Origin of the sequence: Ramlibacter sp. PS3R-8, from assembly GCF_037572435.1 — a bacterium.
Lineage (GTDB): Bacteria > Pseudomonadota > Gammaproteobacteria > Burkholderiales > Burkholderiaceae_C > Ramlibacter.
Window position 1 is genome coordinate 328,242 of record NZ_JBBHGT010000003.1, and the last position, 19,243, is coordinate 347,484.

The following is a 19,243-nucleotide window of genomic DNA, read 5'->3' on the forward strand; positions in this document are numbered from 1 at the left end:
AGGGCATTGCGCAGCTGCGTTGTCCGCGGCTGCCGATCAGGTTGCCAGGATGGGACCAAGGTCGGTCCCGCGCATCGAAGAACGCGCCACCGGTCCTGATGACCCAAGGCGCCCTGCGAGCCCGGATTTTACTGGAGGGTGCGGCGTGAGGCGCCTGCTGGGCCAGGTCACAGTTGCAACAAGCCTGGGAAATCAGGACGTATTTGTTGTCCGACGCCGGAAGAGGCCCGGCACAATCCGCCAGTGACCCACTCCCACTCGCCGGCGCCGAGCGCCGGGGCCGCCTCCGAGCAGCGCTTCGAAACCTTGTTCGACCAGTCACCGTTCAGCGTGCAACTGCTATCAGCGGATGGTCGCACGCTGAAGGTGAACCAGGCCTGGAAGGACCTGTGGGGGACGCAGGACGGCGACCCGCTGCTCGAGTACGTGCTGACCGAGTACCGGATGCTCGACGACCCGCAGCTCGAGGCCAAGGGGGTGACGGCCCACCTGCGGCGGGCGTTTGCCGGCGAGGCGGTACGTCTCCCGGCGGCGTACTACGATCCCGCCGAGATCGGCAAGCCCGGCAGGGCCCGCTGGGTCGAGGCCACGGCGCGACCGATCAAGGCGGCCGACGGCACGGTGACCGAGGTCATGCTGATCCACGAGGACGTGACCGAGCGCCTGCTGGCGGAGCGCGCGCTGCGTGCCAGCGAACTGCGCCTGAAGCAGCTGGCCAACACCATCCCGCAGCTGGCGTGGATCGCGGATGCCAAGGGCTCGGTGGAGTGGTTCAACGACCGGTGGTACGAGTACACGGGCACCACGCCGGGCGACATACGGGGCTGGCAAGGCGTGCCGGATCCGCGCGTGTTGCCGCAGGTGCTGGAGCGGTGGAGCCATTCCATCGCGACGGGTGAGCCGTTCCGGATGACCATCCCGCTGCGCGGCGGCGACGGCAAGCTTCGGCCCTTCTTCACGCTCGTCGCTCCGCTGAAGGACGAGGCCGGCCAGGTCGTCCAATGGTTCGGCACCAACACCGACGTCTCGCCGCTGCACGAAGCCGAAGAGGCGCGCAGGGAGGGAGAGCGGCGCAAGGATGAATTCCTCGCCATGCTGGCGCACGAATTGCGCAACCCGCTGGCGCCGATCGGCACCGCCGCGCAGCTGCTGCGGCATCCGGGCACGGACGGGCCGCGGGCGATTCGCGCCGCCGAAGTGATCGAGCGCCAGGTCCGGCACATGACGAAGCTCGTGGACGACCTGCTGGACGTCTCACGGGTCACCCGCGGCCTGATCACCCTGCAGATGGAGGAGCTGGACTTGCAGGGCGTGGTTGCGGATGCAGTGGAGCAGATGCAGCCGCTGCTGCAGGCGTCCGGCCGCACCGTTGCGCAGCCTGGCGGCCTGGAGCGCATCGCCCTGCGCGGCGACCGCATCCGGCTGGTGCAGGTCCTCGCCAACCTGTTGAACAACGCCATCAAGTACAGCCCCCCGGGCAGTCCCATTGCACTGCAGGTCGATCCGCAAGGGCCGTCGGTGCGCATCACCGTGCGCGACCAGGGCATCGGCATCGACCCGGCGTTCCAGCCGCATGTGTTCGAGCTCTTCACCCAGGCGCAGCGCACCGCCGACCGCTCGCAGGGCGGGCTCGGCATCGGGCTGGCGCTGGTCAGGAGCCTGGTCGAACTGCATGGTGGCGATGTGAAGGTCGAGAGTCCCGGGCTGGGCAGGGGGAGTTCCTTCACCGTCACGTTGCCGATGGGTGTCGCTGCCATCCGTGATCCTGCGCGCATTCCCGAAGCTGCCGCGCAGGACCCGGCAGAAGGGTTGCGCATCATGGTCGTGGACGACAACGCGGATGCGCTCGAAACGCTGGCCGCATTGCTGGAGTTGCAGGGCCACCGCGTGCGCACGGCGGGCGATGCCGCGGCCGCGCTCGCGCTCGCTCCGGATTTCCTTGCCGACGCCTACATCCTCGACATCGGCCTGCCGGGCGTCGACGGGTACCAGCTGGCGGACCAGCTGCGCGCGCAAGCCGGCGCTGCTACCTTCATCGCGCTCACCGGCTATGGGCAGGAGCGGGACCGCGAGCGCTCCCGGCAGGCGGGGTTCCACCACCATCTCGTCAAGCCACTGGATCCACGGGTGCTGGCGGCCGTGCTTGCCGACATTCCGGCCGCGTGACGCAGCCGGCGGCGAGAACCTCACATCCCCATCATCGACACCGTCAGCGGCCACGCATGGATGCCAGGCCGCGCGGTGGGTGACAGCTGGAACCGCACGCGCAGTTCGAGCGTGTCGGTCCAGAGGCCGTTGCGCGGCGCGGGCCGAGCCAGCGAGCCGCCACCGGCGTTGACGACCATCGGCGCGGCCAGTCCATGCACCACCGCCTCGCGCACCTGCTCGCCCTGGTTCTGCAACGCCAGGATGTAGCCTTCCGGTACGTTGCTGCGCACGGTCACTTCCATGGGAGACGCCACGTCCACGTAGCCACGCTGGACGTCGCTCTCGGAGATGGTCAGGGACTGCGGCGCGTTCATGCGGACCGAGGCGTGCCGCCGCACCACCGCGCTCACGTGCAGCGCTCCCTGCGCCGCTTCCGCACCGGCTGCCGCTTCGCCAGCCACGACGCACAGCAGGCTGGCCGCCAGCGCCGTGACAGCCATCGCATGCAGCTTTCTGCGGATCTGTTGCTGCGGCTTGTACATGCCCTCAAGATAGAACGCTCAGCGGCTCGCGTTGTAGGCGATCCGAACGCGGCGACCCAGCCAATTGCCTAATTTGCGCCGGAATGATCCATTCGTTCTACGGGGTAATACCGAGCATGCCATTGACAGTAAAGTGGTCGCCCACCAAGTTCGAAAGCACATGCAGTTCCACCTGGATGGTTTCCGCCCCGGCGACCCTCATGTCACGGAGCCTGCCGATGGCGCGATGCCGTTCGTCGACGCGGTTCCCCGACACGTCGATGTGCTCGTCGTCGGCAGCGGGCCGGCCGGCCTGACCCTGGCCGCGCAGCTCGCGGGCTTTGGCGACATCCGCACCTGCATCGTCGAGCAGAAGGACGGCCCGCTGCAACTGGGGCAGGCCGATGGCATCGCATGCCGGACGATGGAAATGTTCGAGGCGTTCGGATTCAGCGAGCGGGTCCTGAAGGAGGCGTGCTGGGTCAACGAGGTCACCTTCTGGAAACCGGACGAGACGGATGCCGGGCGCATCGTGCGGCACGGGCGCGTGCAGGACACGGAGGATGGCCTGTCGGAGTTTCCACACGTGGTGCTCAACCAGGCGCGGGTGCACGATTTCTACCTGGACGTGATGCGCAACGCGCCGAGCCGCCTGCAGCCGCATTACGCGCACCGCTTCGTCGACCTCGCCATCGACCCCGACGCAACCGACTATCCCGTCACCGTGCGGCTGGAACGCACGGACGATGCCCACGCCGGCCAGGCCGAAACCGTGAGGGCGCGCTACGTCGTGGGCTGCGATGGCGCCCGCAGCGCGGTGCGCAAGTCCATCGGCCGCCAGCTCGCCGGCGACTCGGCCAACCAGGCGTGGGGCGTGATGGACGTGCTGGCCGTCACCGACTTCCCCGACATCCGCTGCAAGGCAGCCGTCCAGTCCGCGCAGGGCAACCTGCTCGTGATTCCGCGCGAGGGCGGCTACCTGGTGCGCCTGTACGTGGAGATGGACAAGCTCGGCGACGAAGAGCGGGTGGCCCATCGCGGCATCACCATCGAGAAACTGATCGAGGCGGCGCAGCGCATCCTGCATCCCTACACGCTGGAGGTGAAGGAGGTGCCCTGGTGGTCGGTGTACGAGATCGGCCAGCGCATCTGCGACAAGTACGACGACGTCCCCGCGGGTGACGACGGGTCGCGCATACCGCGTGTGTTCATAGCGGGCGATGCGTGCCACACGCACAGCCCGAAGGCCGGGCAGGGCATGAACTTCTCGATGCAGGACACCTTCAACCTCGGGTGGAAGCTGGCTGCGGTGCTGCGCGGACAGGCCGCCCCGCGGCTGCTGCACACCTACTCGCTGGAGCGCCAGGTCGTGGCGCAGGAGCTGATCGATTTCGACCGCGAGTGGGCGAAGATGTTCAGCGACCGCCCGAGGCAGGCGCTGGCCGGCGCCGCCGAGGGTGTGGACCCGAAGGAGTTCCAGCGCTATTTCGAACGGCACGGACGCTTCACTGCCGGCCTCGGCACGCAGTACGGCCCATCCCTGATCACCGGAGATGCCGCGCACCAGCACCTTGCTACCGGCTTCGTGATCGGGACCCGTTTTCACTCCGCGCCGGTGGTCCGTGTGGCCGACGCGAAGCCGGTGCACCTGGGACACGCCGGCAAGGCCGACGGCCGCTGGCGGCTGTACGCCTTCGCCGCCGCAGGGGACCTCGACGACGCGCACACGGGCGTGCGGGCGCTTTGCCGCTTTCTCGAGGCCTCACCGGATTCGCCGGTGCGCAGGTACACGCCCGCGGGCCAGGACATCGACGCGGTGTTCGACGTGCGCGTCGTTTTCCAGCAGCCCCACCAGCAGGTGGCGATCGAGTCCCTGCCCGTGTTGCTGCTGCCGCCCAAAGGCCGTTACGGCTTGCGCGACTACGAGAAGGTCTTCTCGGCGAAGCCGGGCGCTGACGTCTTCGATCTGCGCGGGGTCGACCGGGTGCAGGGAGCCTTGGTCGTGGTGCGACCGGACCAGTACGTGGCCCATGTGCTGCCGCTGGCGGCGCACGGAGCGCTGGCGGATTTCCTGGCCGGCTTCATGCGCCAGGGGTGAAGCAGGCAAAAAAAAGGCCCCGCCTGGGCGGGGCCAGATGAGGGACCCCGCTTGCAACGAAGTCCCACCCCCAGCGACGTTCACCGTGCGGACAACCCCCCGGTGCCGCACGAAACGAGCTCACTCTTTTCCCCTGCCTCTCCCTTGGCGCTGTGCGCCCCCTCGTAGATGTTTCAAGAAGTATCCGGGATGACGCGTCCAGGGACCAGCCCGCCCGGTAGGCGCGCAGCGCCGCTCGTCCTGCCGCGAGCTTCGGTTCGTGACAAAAGTCGCTGGCGTCGGCCCGCCCCATGAAACACCCCCGCCGGGGCGGGGGCTGGCAGCGGTGCCGGGCGGCTTCAGCCGTCGCGCTGGATCAAGGTGATGCGTTCTTCCGCAGCCTGGTTGCCACTGGACGCCGTCACCCGCACCTCGAAGCGCGTGCCCGGCAACGTGCCGGCCCGCCCGCGCGGAGGCACGGCGGCGCTGAACAGGCCGTTGCGGTCGGCCTGGATCGTTTCGTCGAAGACGTCCCTGGATACGCCCGCGCGACGACCGACCACGGACGTCTGTTCCACCTGCACGCGCACGGTCGCATGGGGGACCGTTCGGCCCTGGATCAGCAAGTTGCCGTCGGCGTCGACGGGCGTTTCATTGCGATGGCTCGTCAACTGCAGCGGCAGGTCGCCGCCCACCCTGGCGGCTTGCCGTTCGGGCACCACCTCGAACATCCAGGTCTTGGTGGTCATGTTGCCCGCGGTGTCGCGCGCCGTCAGTTCCACCGCATAGCGGCCCGGGTCCAGGTCCGCGCGCAGGTGCACCTCGTCCGGCGTGATCCGGGCTTCGCCCGTGACGTCGCGTCCGTTCAAGCGCAGGCGCACGCGCGACGGATCCACGCCGCCACCTTCGTCCGTGATGCGCGCGCCGATATGGGTGCGGCCGCGGCCCACGATCCGGTCGCCATTGGCCGGCTGCAGGTCGGTGATCTGCGGCGGCAGGTTGAATTGCAGCTGCGCCGTCACGCGGTCGTCGCCGCGCCGCAGCGAGGCGACGGCAGTGCGGAACGCGTCCGGGTTGTCGCGCTGGCGCACGGTATAGGCGCCCTCGTATTCACCGGGCCGGGTTTCGCGCAGGTCCACGCCCTGGATCACGCCGGGGATGTCCAGCCAGGCGTCGCCGCCCGGAGAGGCGAGCAACCGGAACCTCAGCTCGCGACCGGCTTCGACCGGCCCGGACGAGCGGATGAAGAAGCGCTCGATGACCATCCGCGGACCGGGGGACGTTTGCACCTGGACGGGCGGCGGGACCGGCGCCTGCGCCTGGACCTGGGGCTGCGGCGCGAGCGGTGGCTGCACCTGGACCTGGGCCGGTGCGGGGGCCTGGGCCTGGACCGACGCCGGGGCCGTCGTCGCCCCCATGGCCAGGGCCTGGAACGAAGGTGGATAGTGGAACTGGCGGGAGACCGTGCGGCCGTCGACCACGACGCGCGCCGTCATGAGCTGGGCGGGATCGATGCGGTCATTGCGGCGCACGACATGGCTGCCGGTGAAGTTGCCCGCACCCTTCTGGCTCATCGTCACGACAACGCCGCTGTCCCCCAGCGTCACGGTGGCTTGGCCGGCGTTCGGCGCGGTGGCGAGCTGCAGCCGGATGGTGGCGCCCGGGGACAAGCCGGCGTCCGAATTGACGGAGATGTTGGCGATCGCGGGCTGCGCCGCAGCCGGGGCGGCGCTCGCCGCCGGCGCCATGAGGCTGCCGGTCATCGGGGCCAATGCCAGCATCAGCGCGGCCGCCGTAGGGCGTAGTTTCATGAGCATGGGGTCACCTCGGGATTCAGGAATGACACCAAGCTAGAGCGGTCAACTGGACCGCACTGTAGGCAACGCCAGTGGCCAGGCGTCGGAGCGCTCGCGCGCCGCCCGATGGGCTGGCGGGCCGATCAGCGGGGATCGGCCGGAGGCTTGGGTGCGGTGGGCGGCGCCCGGTGGGGCAGGTCCACCGGCATCTCGCTGGGCGACGCGTGCTGGAAACCGGTCGTTCCCTGGAAACTCGTGAGCCGGGTGTCCTCTCCCGCATCGTCGAAGAAACGCTCGGTGGCTTCTTCTCCGCGCATCACCTGGATGCGATACCAGGCAAAGCCCGCCGCACCCATGACCACCAGCGCAACGCCGCCCCAGGACTTCAGGTACAGCGACACGGCCACCAGCACCACGCAGGCGATGGCGACGGCGGCGATCATTCGGGCGTTGCGGGTCATGGGCTTACGTCGTGCAGACGCCGCATCCTAGTCCGATGCACGCGAGGTGCAAGCCCCGTTTGCACTACCGCCTTCGATCCTCAGGCGCTGGCCGGCGAGGTGGTCGCCGCCGAGTCGGACTTGCGGCCGGCCAGCTGCTGCGCCCGATCGTGCGACGTCATCGCGTTCACCAGCTTTTGCAGCCCCGGCGTCTGCAGGACCTGGTGCAGCAGCGCGTCGCGCTCCTGGGCCAGGACGCGGCCGGACAGGCGGACCACCCCGTTTTCCACGTCCACCTGGATGGCCCCCGGAAAGCTGGCGGCGCGGCCCAGCAAGTCCTGCACGCGGGCGCGCAGTTCGGCGTCGGAGCGCGGGTCCGCCTGGGTGACGCGGTGATAGCTGCGGCGCACGATGCGGCCGCGCGGGCGGCGCTCGCCGGGCAGGCCGCTCTTCACCAGTTCGGCAAGCAGTGCACGGCGGCGTTCGCCGAGTTCGGGGTCGAGGTAATACATGGCGAGAGCTCCGGCTAGGAAGGCACCGAGGGTGCCGAGAGGGTGTTTCATGGGGCGTTTCCGAATCGTTGGCGTTGCATGGCAGCCTTCAGGCGGCGCGTCGCGCGCGGGGGCTCTTGGCGGCTGGCCGCTTGGCACCGGCGGGCGTTGCACGCTTGCGCGGTGCATGCCTGGCCGGCGCCTTCGCAGTCTTCGCGGGGGTTTTCGCGCTCGCCTTGCCGGTGTCCTTGTTCGGCGCCGCGGCCTTGTGGCCGCCGCCGAGGCTGCGGCGCAGCAGCTCGGTCAGGTCCACCACATTGCTGTCCTGGGCTTCGGGCGCATCCTCCAGCGGTTGCACCGTTTCGGTGTCGCCGGCCTTGGCCTTGGCTTCCACCAGTTTCATGATCGCGTCGTGGAACTGGTCGCGCAGTTCGGCAGCGTTCCACTCGCCGGTCATGTCCTCGATCAGGTGCTTGGCCATCTTCAGCTCGGCGTCCTTGATGCCGGCCTTGCCGGCGGCCGGCAACGGCAGGTCCTCCCAGGAGCGGATCTCGCCGCCCCAGCGCAGCAGGTTCAGCACCAGCGCCGGGCCGCAGGGCAGCACCACGGCCAGGTGCTGCTTGCTGTGGATGACCACGCGCGCCAGGCCCGCCTTGCCGGTGTCCTTCAAGGCCTCGCGCAGCAGCGCGTAGACCTTCTCGCCCTTGTTGATGGGCGCGGTGAAGTAGGGCTTCTCGAGATACACGAAGGGCACCGCATCGACGTCGATGAAGGCCTCGATCTCGATGGTTTGCGTGGTGCGCGGATAGGCCTCGGCGATTTCCTCGGGCGTGAGCACCACGTAGTTGCCCTTGCCATGTTCCACGCCCTTGACCACGTCTTCCTTGTCGATCTCCCGGCCGGTGCGCTTGTTGATGCGCTTGTAGCCCACGGGATCCATGGTGCGGCGGTCGAGCCAGTCGAAATCGACGTCCGTTTCCTGGGTGGCCGAGTACAGGCCGATGGGGATGTGCACCAGGCCGAACGTGATCGCGCCCTTCCACAAGGAACGGGTCGACGTCTTGGCCATGCCTTTGGTTTGCGCCATTGAAAAGTGTGCGTGCGGATGTTTCCTGCAGTGTGCGAACCGCTCGGGCTGCGCCCTGTCGGACACGCGCCGCCGGTCCTGTAGGCTTCGGTCCAGAACGCCAGAGTTGGGTCGCCCGACGGCGACCCGGTGCTCAGGACAGCAGGCGCAGCAGGCCGCCGCGCGGGCGAGCCGGTTCAGGCGCGAACTCTTCGGAGCGCGCGAGCCAGCGGCTCGCCAGTCGTTCGAAGCTGGCCCGGCTGCGGGCGTCGAAGCATTCCTGGCCGGACAGCGTCTCGAAATTGCGGCCGATGCGGCGTGCCAGCAGGTAGCGATGGGCGGGCGCGGGCGTGTGCATGAAGGCCGTCATCAGCCCCAGCGTCGCGCTCCACAGCGCGCGGCTGGCCTGCGCCAAAGCAAACGCCGGTGCGGCACAAGCCGGCACCGGCGCGGTGGCGGGAGAGGAGGGCGTGGACGCGGCGTCGCTCGATGGCATCGCGACATTCTCGGAGCCGCCTGCGGGCCCGGCTGTCGGAGCCGGGGACCGGGAGCGGACCGGCGCGTCCTACGTCCGGCGCATCAGGCGCGGGGAGCGTCGTTGGAGGACGAGGCGCGGGCGTGGCGCTTCTTGCCGGCGGCGCGGGCCTCCTCGCTGGTGAATTCGTGGGCGTGGCCGCTCTGGTGGGCGGCGCGGCCGCCGAGGCTGGCGATTTCGCGCTGGCGCTGCGGATCCATGGCGGCAAATCCGCGCAGGGACTTCTTGGCGGTGGGATTGATGTTGTCGGTCTGGGAATCCATGGGGTCCTCTTTTCCAGGTTGGTCTGCGAACAGGTGGCAGGGCCGCTGTCCAGGGGGTTGGTGCGCTGCCTGCTGGAGGTTTCGGGTCAACGCAACGGCAGAGTCTCTGCGTGTTCACTGCTCACTCATGTAGGACGAAACCCATAGCTGTGTCGGCGCGCTCCTTCGGCCGCCCGGGGTCCTTCGGAACGCTTGTTCTAGACTGGCGCATGCAATCCGACCCCCTGCCGCCGCCCACGCCGTCCGACGAGGCGCACTGGGTGGAAGGGGAACTGATACGCAGCCTGATGCGGACCCAGAGCAACGCGCAATGGGTGGCATTGCTCCTGACGGCGGTGATTCTCGGCGTCCTCTGGGGCGACGCCTCCACCGGGGCCACCTTCGCCTGGGTGGTGCTGGGGCTGGCATCCACGGCGGCCCGCTTCTGGGTGCTGCGCCGCTACGACCGGGACGTGGTGCGTCGCGGCACGAGCGAACTGCTTGCCTTCTTCGCCCGCTACCGCCTGGTGTGGCCGCTGTCCGCCCTGGTCTGGGGCCTCACGACCGTCCTGTATTTCGACCGCTCGTCGCTGGCCGACCAGTTCATCTGCTGGTTGATCATGGCGGGGCTGGCCATGTATTCGATCCACAGCCTGTCCAGCGAGCGCCGCACCATGCGCGCCTACCTCGACACGCTGGGGGCGACCGCGCTGGCGGTGATCCTGTGGCGGATGGTGGCGGAGCTGCGCCTGCAGGGCCCGGCCTACCACTGGTGGCTGGTCGGATTGCTGATGTTGTTCTGGCAGGTGCTGCGGCTGGCAGGCGAGCGCCTGCACGAGACGCACCGCCGCAACTTCGAGCTGCAGTTCCGCAACGCGCAGCTGATCGACTCGCTCACGCGCCAGACGCAGGCGGCGCTGGATGCCGTGGAGATCAAGAACCGCTTCCTCGCCAGCGCGGCGCACGACATCCGGCAGCCGGTGCATGCGCTGGGCCTCTATGCGGACTGGCTGGGAAGCGAGCCCGAACTGGTGCACGAACTCGCGCCGAAAATCGTCAACGCCACCAAGGCCGTCAACCAGCTGTTCGATTCGCTGTTCGACCTCGCGCGGCTGGACTCCGGCAAGATCCGCCTGACCATCGAGCCGGTGGACGTGGGCAAGCTGCTGCGCGACCTGGAACTGCAGTATCGGCCGCTGTGCGAGGCCAAGGGCCTGCACTTCCGGTTGCACGTGCGGCCCGGCACCGCCATGTCGGACCCGATCCTGCTGCAGCGCGTGCTCGGCAACCTGATCGCCAACGCCGTCAAGTACACGCAGCGCGGAGGCCTGCTGGTGGCGGCCCGCCCGGGGCGCGAAGGCCTGCGCATCGAGATCTGGGACACCGGGGTGGGCATCGCGCCCGCGCACCAGCGCGAGATCTTCCGCGAGTTCTACAAGGTGCCCACGCACGCCGGCACCGACGAAGGCTTCGGCCTGGGGCTGTACATCGTGGCGCGCCTGACGCACATCCTCGGGCACGCGCTGAGCCTGTCGTCGCGGCCGGGCCGCGGCACCGTCTTTCGCCTGGTGCTGCAGCCCACGGACGCGGGGCAGGCCGCGGAGCGCGCGAAATCATCGCTGGCGACGCTGCTGCCGCCGCGCGCCGGCGCCCCGGTCAGGTCGTGAGCAGGCCGTGGGTGCGGGCGAAGTGGATCGTCTGCGTGCGGCTCTTGACGCCCAGGCGGCGGAACAGCCGCCACAGGTGCACCTTGACCGTGTGCTCGCTGATCCCGAGTTCGTCGGCGATCTCGCGGTTGGACAGGCCGCGATCGAGCATCACGATCAACTGCGCCTGCCGCTTCGACAGCTTGCTGTCGGTCGGGGCGAGTTCCTCGAACCTGCCGTCGGCGGAGAGCAGCGCGCGCAGCGAATTGCCGATCTCGAGCGCGCCGGAGGATTTCTCGATGTAGATGTCGGCGCCGGCCTCGATGCACTGCTCCTCGGCGTCGGCCGCCGGCGAGGCCGACAGCACTGCCAGCGGCGTTGCGGGAAAGCGCTTCTTCAGTTCGTGCACGCCGGATGCGCCGGTGGTGTCCGGCAGCTTCAGGTCGAGCGTGATCAGGTCGGGGTTGCCGTGCTGCGCGACCGCGGCTTCGATGCCGCCGAGGCGGTCCAGTTCGACGACCTTCGCGCCGGGCCGCAGGCGGCGCAGCAGCATCACGATGGCCTCCCGCATCAGCGGGTGGTCGTCGACCACGTACATGGTCATGGGGTTCGTCAAGATTTTTCCAGCGGAATCCAATCCGCAAGGATAGCCGCTGGGACCTGCGTACGTCCGTGCTAATGCCTTAGTTTTCGCTGTCCGCGAGGGTCTTCAGCGCGGCTTGAACCGCTGGCACATCCACGCCCGGCGCCAGCGCTGCCTCAGCCGCGGACGGCAGCGCCTGCGATTGCTTCATCGCGGCGATGCATTGCCCCGCTTCCCTGGGCGACGCGAAGCCGGCGCTCTGCAGCAGCAACCGGCCCTGCGCGTCGACGAACTTGAAGTGGAAGCGGCCGTCGGCTTCGCGGTATTGCTTGAAGCTGGGCAGGGCTGCCTTCGCCTTGTCCTTGCGCCCGGTGGCACTGCTCGAAGCCAGGTTGCGCAGGCCCACGGCCTCGCGCAGTTCGCGCATGAGCGGCGTGGCGCGGGCGCGGGCCTTGGCGGCGCCCGCTTGCAGGATCTGCTCCAGCTCGGCGGGGTGGCTCACCAGATGCTCGTAGCGCTCGCGCATGGGCGCGATTTCGCGATCGATGCGTTCGAACAGCAGTTGCTTGGCGTCCGCCCACGAGATGCCGTCCGCATAGGCCTGGCGCAGCTTGTGCGTTTCGTCGGCGGAAGCAAAGGCCTGGTAGACCTGGAACAGCGCCGAGCCTTCGGCTTGCTTGGGCTCGCCGGGCGCGCGCGAGTCGGTGACCATGGAGAAGATCTGCTTGCGCACCTGCTCGCGCGGGCTGAACAGGCCTATCACGTTGTCGTAGCTCTTGCTCATCTTGCGGCCGTCCAGGCCGGGAAGCAGCGCCACCGATTCATCGACCGCCGCCTCGGGCAGCACCAGGTGCTCGCCATACAGGTGGTTGAAGCTCTGCGCCATGTCGCGCGCCATCTCGATGTGCTGCACCTGGTCGCGGCCCACCGGAATCCTGTGCGCCTTGAACATCAGGATGTCGGCGGCCATGAGCACCGGATACATGAACAGGCCGGCGGTGACGTCGGTGTCCGCGTCGACGCCCGCGGCGCTGTTCTTGTCGACCTGCGCCTTGTACGCATGCGCCCGGTTCAGGACGCCTTTGCCGGTCACGCAGGTGAGCAGCCACGTCAGCTCGGGAATTTCCGGGATGTCGGATTGGCGGTAGAAGAACACCTGTTGCGGGTCGAGCCCGGCGGCCAGCCAGCAGGCAGCGATCTCCAGCGTGGAACGCTGGATGCGCGCCGGCTCGTCGCACTTGATCAGCGCGTGGTAATCCGCCAGGAAATAGAAGTTCTCGGTGTCCGCGCGCCGGCTGGCCTCCACGGACGGGCGGATGGCGCCGACGTAGTTGCCCAGGTGCGGGGTGCCGGTGGTGGTGATGCCGGTGAGGTAGCGGATGGTCATGCGTCAGCGGACAAGCGAGAGCAGCGGTGCGATCAGGACGGTGTAGCTGGCGCGCACGAGGGGCGAGATCCACCACGCGCCGAGGATGCCCGGGATCAGGAGCGCCAGCACGATGAAGAATCCGAAAGGTTCGACGCGCGCCAACTGGTAGGCCGCACCGCGCGGAAGCAGGCCCACCAGGACACGGCCGCCGTCCAGCGGGGGCACCGGAAAGAGGTTGAACACGGCGAGCACCAGGTTGACGACGATGCCCGCCTGCGCAACCGCCAGGAAGTACCTTTCGTGGACGTCGGTCGCGACCAGCGCCACGAGCAACAGGGCCCAGAGGATGGCCTGGATGAAGTTCGACACCGGCCCGGCCGCGGCAACCCAGATCATGTCGCGCTTGGGGTTGCGCAGATTGGCGAAATTCACCGGAACGGGCTTCGCATAACCCAGCACGAAGGGACCGCCCGGGATCGCGGCAGTGGTGAACAGCAGCAGCAGCGGCATGGCGATCGTGCCGAACGGGTCGATGTGCTTGAGCGGGTTGAGGGTCATGCGACCCAGCATGTAGGCCGTGCTGTCGCCGAAGTGGCGGGCCACGTAGCCGTGGGCGGCCTCGTGGATGGTGATCGCGAAGAGCACCGGCAGGGCGTAGATCGCTATGTTCTGGATCAGGTTGTTGAAGTCCACCCGGCCATTCTCTCAGAGGGCGCGGCGGCGCCCTTCACAGCCCCAGCACGGCGGCGTCGCCGCGGCCCTGCCGCAACAGCACCGCGTCGCCGCCGGTGGCCATGGGAGTGAGGTCCACCACCGTGGTCGGCTGGTCCGGGCAGGGGCCGGCGCCGATCACCGCGTCCAGCAGTTTCTGGAAGCGGTCGCGGATCACGTCGGGGTCGTTCATCGGTTCGGTTTCGTCCGACGCCATCAGCGTGGTGGCCAGCAGCGGAGCGCCGTGCTGGGCCAGCAGCTCCTGCAGCACCTTGTGCTGCGGCACGCGCAGGCCGATGGTCTTGCGCTGCGGGTGGCTGACGCGGCGCGGCACTTCGCGGGTGGCGTCCAGGATGAAGGTGTACGGTCCCGGCGTCGCCGACTTCAACAGGCGGTATTGCCGGTTGTCCACGCGCGCGTAGTTGGCCAGCTCGCTCAGGTCGCGGCACAGCAGCGTGAGGTGGTGCTTGTCGTCGACGCGGCGGATCTGGCGCAGGCGGTCCGCGGCTGCCTTGTCGTCGAGGTGGCAGGCGATGGCGTAGCTCGAATCCGTGGGCACAGCCACCACGCCGCCGGTCGCGATGATGGCCACCGCCTGCTTGAGCAGGCGCGGCTGCGGGTTGTCGGGATGCAGTTCGAAGTACTGGGCCATGGTGTCATGCCGCGTTCGCCGCCGGCTCCCGGCGCTCGCGCACGGTCAGCCAGGCGCCCGCGGCGCCGCAGACCGCGATCATGACGATCCCGGCGAGCGAAAGGTGGTCGGGAACGTGCGAAAAGACGATGACGCCGCCGAGCATGGCGAAGGCGATCTGGGCGTAGAGGTACGGCGTCAACGTCCCGGCCGGGGCCCGGGTGTACGCCATGATCAGGAAGAAGTGGCCCACCGCGCCCATGAAGCCCATGAAGCACATCGCGGCCCATAGCCAGGGGTCGGCCACCGCCGTCCAGACGAAGGGCAGGGCCAGCGAGGCGACCAGCGTGCCGGTCCAGCCGGTGTACAGGTGCATGGTCACGGGGTCCTCGGTGCGCGCCATCTTGCTGGTCAACACCTGGAACCAGGAATTGCAGGCCACCAGCGCCAACGGCAGCAGGCTGGTCAGGCCGAAGCTGCTGCCGCCCGGCTGGATGATCATCAGCGTGCCGATGAAGCCGCCGGCCACCAGGGCCCAGCGGGCGGCGGACACACGCTCCTTGAGCAGGGTCGCCGCCAGCAGGGTGATCACCAGCGGCGTGATCATCACGATGGCGGTGAATTCGCCGACCGGCATGACGCGCAGGCTGACGAACGCCAGGAAGCTGCTGGCCAGCAGCAGCACGCCGCGCACCAGTTGCCAGCCGAGGTGCCGCGTGCGCCAGACGTCGCGGCCGCGCAGCGGCACCGCGATCAGGGTGGTGGCGACGGCCTGGAAGGCGTAGCGGAACCACAGCGCCATCAGCAGCGGTACGCCCGCGCTCACCCACTTGGTGGTGGTGTCGAGCGCGGCGAAACAGGCGCTGGCCGCGACGACCAGCAGGATGCCGGCCAGCGCCTGGGGCCGGCTGGCGGCGCCGGTCACCGGACGCGATCGGCCACCAGGTCCCATACGGGCGTCAGCGCGCCGTGCAGGAAGGGCAGCTGGCCCAGGTCGGTGTGGCTCTCGCCGGGGCTGTGGAAGTCGCTGCCGCGCGAGGCGGCCAGCCCGAACTCGCGCGCGGTCTCGGCGTAGGTCACGTACTCGGAGGGCGTGTGGCTGCCGGTCACCACCTCGACGCCGCGGCCGCCGTGCGCCTTGAAGTCGGTGAACAAGGCATATTCCTCGTTGGCGCTCAGCCGATACCGCGCGGGGTGGGCGATGACGGCCACGCCGCCGGCCTCGGTGATCCAGCGCACCGCATCCTTCAGGGTGGCCCAGCGATGGGGCACGAAGCCCGGTTTGCCTTCGACGAGGAAGCGGCGGAACACTTCACCCGTGTCCCTGCACACCCCTGTCTCGACCAGGAAGCGGGCGAAGTGGGTGCGCGAAATCAGTTCCTGGTTGCGCGCGTACTGGACCGCGCCTTCGTAGGCGCCTGGGATGCCGACCGCGGCAAGCCCGGCGGCGATGTCGCGGGCGCGCTCGCCGCGCCCGCCGCGGGTGGCAGCCAGGCCCGCGCGCAGTTGCGCGTCCCGGTCGTCGAAGCCCAGGCCGATCACGTGCACGGTTTCATCGGCGAAGGTGACCGAGATCTCCACGCCGGTGAGGTACTTCATGCCCAGCGCATGGGCCGCGGCGGCGGCGCGCTCCTGCCCGCCGATCTCGTCGTGGTCCGTCAGGGCCCACAGCTCGACGCCGTTGGCCGCCGCCCGGGCCGCCAGTTCCTCGGGGGTCAGCGTGCCGTCGGACACGATGGAATGGCAATGCAGGTCGGCGTTCTGGATGGGCACGGCTCGATTCTAGGGCGCGGACCCGCGCGTTGCTTCGCGCGTCGCGGAAGTCCTCACGGACTACCATGCGGCACCCCAACGCAACGGAGCTGCCATGGTCGTCGTGCACCACCTCGAAAATTCGCGATCGCAGCGCGTGCTCTGGTTGCTGGAGGAACTCGGCCTGCCCTACGAGCTCAAGCTGTACCGGCGGGATCCGAAGACGATGCTGGCGCCGCCGGAATTGCGGGCGGTGCATCCGTTGGGCAAGTCGCCGGTGATCACGGACGGGCAGCTCACGCTGGCGGAGTCGGGCGCCATCCTGGAGTACCTGGCGGACCGTCATGGCGCCGGCCGGCTGGCGCCCCTGCCGGCCTCGCCCGAGCGGCTGAAGTACAGCTACTGGATGCATTACGCGGAGGGATCGCTGATGCCCCCGTTGCTGATGAAGCTGATCTTCGACCGCGTGGAGGGTGCGCGCATGCCGTTCTTCGCCAAGCCCATCGCGCGCGGCATCGCCCACAAGGTGAGCGCGGCGTACATCACGCCGAACATCCGCACCCACCTCGATTTCCTGGAGGCCGAGCTGCAGGACCGCGACTGGTTCGCCGGCCCGGCATTCTCCGCCGCCGACGTGCAACTGAGCTTTCCGCTGGAGGCCGCCCAGGCGCGCGGCGGGCTGGACGCGTCGCGGCCCAGGCTGGTCGGCTGGCTGCATCGGATCCATTCGCGGCCGGCCTACCAGCGGGCGCTGGAGCGGGGCGGACCTTTCAGCATCATCGGCTAGCCGATCGCGCCTGCCTCCTTGCCGGCGTCCTGCCGCCCGTCCGGGGCGCAGGCGCCGCGCCCTTGCCATCGTTGCGAACTTGCCTCGGCAGGAGTACGCTGCCCGCCCCGTCCGCGTTGACAGCCAACAGGAGCGATTCATGTCCTCGACTCTGATTTTTCTCAGCGCTTTTGACCCCGGCACCTATCACATCGAGGACGACGGCATCCCGAACAACGGCATCGCCCAGCTGCGCGGACCCGACGGCAGCGTGATTCCGTTCAGCATTCCGACCGAATTCCTCACCGTGACGGCATCGGCCGGGCAGGACCTCGTCATCAACCTGACGGAATCGTTCGGCAGCGCGGACATCACGGTCGGCAGCCTGACGAACGCCGCCGAGAACCCGGACTCCATCACCGTCAACGCGATCCGCGGCGCCGGCGATGTCGTCCTGGCTTCGAACGGGGCGATCACCGAATTCGGATCGGATGCCGCCGCCGACATCACCGCGAACAGCCTGGTCCTCAGCGCGGCAACCGGGGTCGGCGCCGGCGGCAACGCGCTCGAGACCCAGGTTGCCACGCTGGAAGCGGAGACCACCACCGGCGGCATCAACCTGGCCAACACCGGCGCGCTGGCGATCGGCGGCCTGACGGACGACGTGGGCGGTCTCGACGTCGAGACCTCGGGCAACCTGAGACTGACCAACGTCGGCAGCATCACGCTCGCCGAAGAAAGTCCGGGTGCGCTCGAATCCGTCCATGGCGGCAGCACCTCCGGAAACGTCACGCTCATTGCCAGGGGCGCCAATTCGGACATCACCTCGAGCGTCGACCAGGACGCGATCGCCGCAGCGGGCGGCAGCGTGACGCTGACCGCCGGGCGCGACGTCTCCCTGGGCACCGGGGGGGCCAACTTCGACAACGATGTCCGCGCGCGCGACGGCCTGACCATCGGCGCCGGGCGCGACGTGATCGTCGACGGCTTTGCCGACCTGGCTTCCGACGGCTATGGGACTGGCAGCGGCGGTGACGTCGTGGTCGATGCCGGGCGCGACATCAAGGTGCTCAACGTGACGGGCACCGACGGGAGCATCGGCGCGGAAGGTTCGGCGGGCGGCTCCGCCACCCTGACCACCGGGGCCGACGGGTTCCTCCTGCTGCTCGCGACGAGCGCGGCGACGCTGTTCTCGAGTTCAGGCAATGTCACGGTCAACGCCGATCACCTGGTGCTGGCGGGAACTGCTGGAATCACCGCCAACAACGGGACGGTCACGCTGCGTCCGGTCACCCAGGGCTGGGCGGTGGATCTCGGCAGCGGGACCGACAGCGCCTTCGCGCTCGAACTGTCCGACGCGGAGCTCGACCGCATCTTCACGCCGTCGCTCACCGTCGGCTCGCTCACCGGCGGGCCGTTGAGCGTGGTGTCGGCGGTGACCCCGGCCAGCATCCAGAACCTGACGCTGCGCAGCGGCACGGACATCCGGGTGGGGGCCGGCGTGACGGTGACCGGGGCGCTGAGCCTCGTGGCCGGGGACAACCTGTTCCATACGGATGGAACGATTTCAGCCGCCTCGCTCTCCGCGCAGGTCGACAACGCGGGCGACGACGTGGGCACGGGCGGCTTCGGGGCGCTCGGCACGGTGGCGCCGGGCACCATCACGCTGTCCGGCAAGGCGGAGGCGGATACCCTGCGCGGCGCCGAGAACGTGGACCAGACGGTGCACGGCATGGGCGGCAACGACACGCTCCACTCCAGCGGCGAGGGCAGCTATTTCGGCGACGGCGGCGACGACATGGTCTTCGCAGGACTGAGCAGCGATCTGGTCGAATTGCTCGACGGCGGCACGGGAATCGATACGCTCGACACGACGAGCTGGGGTGGCGACTATGTCATCGACATGGCGACGGGCGCCACGAACTTCATCAACGAAAGCTTCGTCCACTTCGAGAAACTCGTCACCGGCGCCGGGAACGACGGCATCACCGGCACCAGCGGGGCCAACACGATCCAGACCGGTTCCGGCAATGACACGCTCGACGGCGGCGGCGGCAACGACAGCCTGTCGGGCGGCGAGCACGAGGACCAGATCACCGGCGGCGCCGGCAAGGACACGCTGACGGGCGGCGCTGACCGCGACGTGTTCCGGTTTCGCGATGGTGACCTCGCGGCACTGCGGCCGCTGGCGGACGTGGTCACCGATTTCACCCAGGCATCGAGCGACCGGATCCATCTCGCCGCGGTCGACGCCAACGTCAATGCCGGGGGCAACCAGGCGTTCGTGTGGATCGGCAATGGCGCGTTCACCGGGGTGGCCCGCCAGTTGCACTACCTCCAGCAGGGCGGCAGGACATTCATCGAAGGGGACACCAATGGCGATGGCGCGGCGGACTTCGTGATCGCGCTGACCGGCACCATCAACCTCGTGGCGGCCGACATCGCGCTGTGACCCGGTGCAACGACGGA

General features: G+C 69.0%; 18 protein-coding genes. 5 read left to right on the top strand and 13 right to left on the bottom strand.

Annotated elements, in window-relative coordinates:
• The first annotated feature begins 243 nt into the window (after nt 1-243).
• Nucleotides 244-2,166: a hybrid sensor histidine kinase/response regulator gene (locus WG902_RS12970; protein ID WP_340060506.1), complete on the top strand. Its 1,923-nt coding sequence runs from the start codon at nt 244-246 to the stop codon at nt 2,164-2,166.
• 20 nt (nt 2,167-2,186) lie between these two features.
• On the opposite strand, the gene WG902_RS12975 is transcribed toward WG902_RS12970, so the two are convergent.
• A complete protein-coding gene (locus WG902_RS12975; protein ID WP_340060507.1) occupies nt 2,187-2,690 on the bottom strand; it encodes a hypothetical protein in 504 nt (167 codons plus the stop codon).
• A 160-nt stretch (nt 2,691-2,850) separates the two neighbouring features.
• Between WG902_RS12975 and WG902_RS12980 the strand changes: the two genes are divergently transcribed.
• Complete coding sequence (locus tag WG902_RS12980; protein ID WP_340060508.1) at nt 2,851-4,767, top strand: FAD-binding monooxygenase; 1,917 nt, start codon at nt 2,851-2,853, stop codon at nt 4,765-4,767.
• 338 nt (nt 4,768-5,105) lie between these two features.
• Here the strand turns inward: WG902_RS12980 and WG902_RS12985 are convergent, their stop codons facing one another.
• From WG902_RS12985 to WG902_RS13010, 6 genes are all read right to left on the bottom strand, one after another.
• On the bottom strand, nt 5,106-6,557 hold the full coding sequence (locus WG902_RS12985) for a hypothetical protein (protein WP_340060509.1): 1,452 nt from the start codon (nt 6,555-6,557) through the stop codon (nt 5,106-5,108).
• A gap of 128 nt (nt 6,558-6,685) precedes the next feature.
• Nucleotides 6,686-7,003: a hypothetical protein gene (locus WG902_RS12990; RefSeq protein ID WP_340060510.1), complete on the bottom strand. Its 318-nt coding sequence runs from the start codon at nt 7,001-7,003 to the stop codon at nt 6,686-6,688.
• 80 nt (nt 7,004-7,083) lie between these two features.
• Complete coding sequence (locus WG902_RS12995; protein ID WP_340060511.1) at nt 7,084-7,545, bottom strand: BON domain-containing protein; 462 nt, start codon at nt 7,543-7,545, stop codon at nt 7,084-7,086.
• Between the two features lie 37 nt (nt 7,546-7,582).
• Nucleotides 7,583-8,560: a non-homologous end joining protein Ku gene (gene ku / locus WG902_RS13000; protein WP_340060512.1), complete on the bottom strand. Its 978-nt coding sequence runs from the start codon at nt 8,558-8,560 to the stop codon at nt 7,583-7,585.
• A 133-nt stretch (nt 8,561-8,693) separates the two neighbouring features.
• A complete protein-coding gene (locus tag WG902_RS13005; RefSeq protein WP_340060513.1) occupies nt 8,694-9,035 on the bottom strand; it encodes a hypothetical protein in 342 nt (113 codons plus the stop codon).
• Nucleotides 9,036-9,118: 83 nt separating this feature from the next.
• Nucleotides 9,119-9,337: a KGG domain-containing protein gene (locus WG902_RS13010; protein ID WP_340060514.1), complete on the bottom strand. Its 219-nt coding sequence runs from the start codon at nt 9,335-9,337 to the stop codon at nt 9,119-9,121.
• A gap of 209 nt (nt 9,338-9,546) precedes the next feature.
• On the opposite strand from WG902_RS13010, the gene WG902_RS13015 reads away from it, so the two are divergent.
• Nucleotides 9,547-10,983: a sensor histidine kinase gene (locus WG902_RS13015; RefSeq protein WP_340060515.1), complete on the top strand. Its 1,437-nt coding sequence runs from the start codon at nt 9,547-9,549 to the stop codon at nt 10,981-10,983.
• Here WG902_RS13015 and WG902_RS13020 read toward each other — a convergent pair.
• The 6 genes from WG902_RS13020 to WG902_RS13045 all read right to left on the bottom strand — a co-directional run bounded on the left by WG902_RS13020 (nt 10,973) and on the right by WG902_RS13045 (nt 16,029).
• A complete protein-coding gene (locus tag WG902_RS13020; RefSeq protein WP_340060895.1) occupies nt 10,973-11,566 on the bottom strand; it encodes a response regulator transcription factor in 594 nt (197 codons plus the stop codon). The genes WG902_RS13015 and WG902_RS13020 overlap by 11 nt on opposite strands.
• Nucleotides 11,567-11,645: 79 nt before the next feature.
• Entirely contained in the window at nt 11,646-12,932 is a 1,287-nt protein-coding gene (locus WG902_RS13025; RefSeq protein ID WP_340060516.1) for a tryptophan--tRNA ligase, read from the bottom strand.
• Between the two features lie 3 nt (nt 12,933-12,935).
• Nucleotides 12,936-13,607, bottom strand: coding sequence for a site-2 protease family protein (locus tag WG902_RS13030; RefSeq protein ID WP_340060517.1), 672 nt, complete (start codon nt 13,605-13,607; stop codon nt 12,936-12,938).
• Nucleotides 13,608-13,641: 34 nt separating this feature from the next.
• Nucleotides 13,642-14,277 (bottom strand): L-threonylcarbamoyladenylate synthase, encoded by a 636-nt coding sequence (locus WG902_RS13035; protein ID WP_340060518.1) that lies wholly within the window; start codon nt 14,275-14,277, stop codon nt 13,642-13,644.
• Nucleotides 14,278-14,281: 4 nt separating this feature from the next.
• Nucleotides 14,282-15,208: a DMT family transporter gene (locus tag WG902_RS13040; protein WP_445263686.1), complete on the bottom strand. Its 927-nt coding sequence runs from the start codon at nt 15,206-15,208 to the stop codon at nt 14,282-14,284.
• Nucleotides 15,178-16,029 (bottom strand): 3',5'-nucleoside bisphosphate phosphatase, encoded by an 852-nt coding sequence (locus tag WG902_RS13045; protein ID WP_340060520.1) that lies wholly within the window; start codon nt 16,027-16,029, stop codon nt 15,178-15,180. The genes WG902_RS13040 and WG902_RS13045 overlap by 31 nt, the downstream gene beginning before the upstream one ends.
• Before the next feature lie 94 nt (nt 16,030-16,123).
• Between WG902_RS13045 and WG902_RS13050 the strand changes: the two genes are divergently transcribed.
• Both WG902_RS13050 and WG902_RS13055 read left to right on the top strand, forming a co-directional pair.
• A complete protein-coding gene (locus WG902_RS13050; RefSeq protein WP_340060521.1) occupies nt 16,124-16,795 on the top strand; it encodes a glutathione S-transferase family protein in 672 nt (223 codons plus the stop codon).
• 139 nt (nt 16,796-16,934) lie between these two features.
• Nucleotides 16,935-19,226, top strand: coding sequence for a beta strand repeat-containing protein (locus tag WG902_RS13055; RefSeq protein WP_340060522.1), 2,292 nt, complete (start codon nt 16,935-16,937; stop codon nt 19,224-19,226).
• Nucleotides 19,227-19,243: the final 17 nt, after the last annotated feature.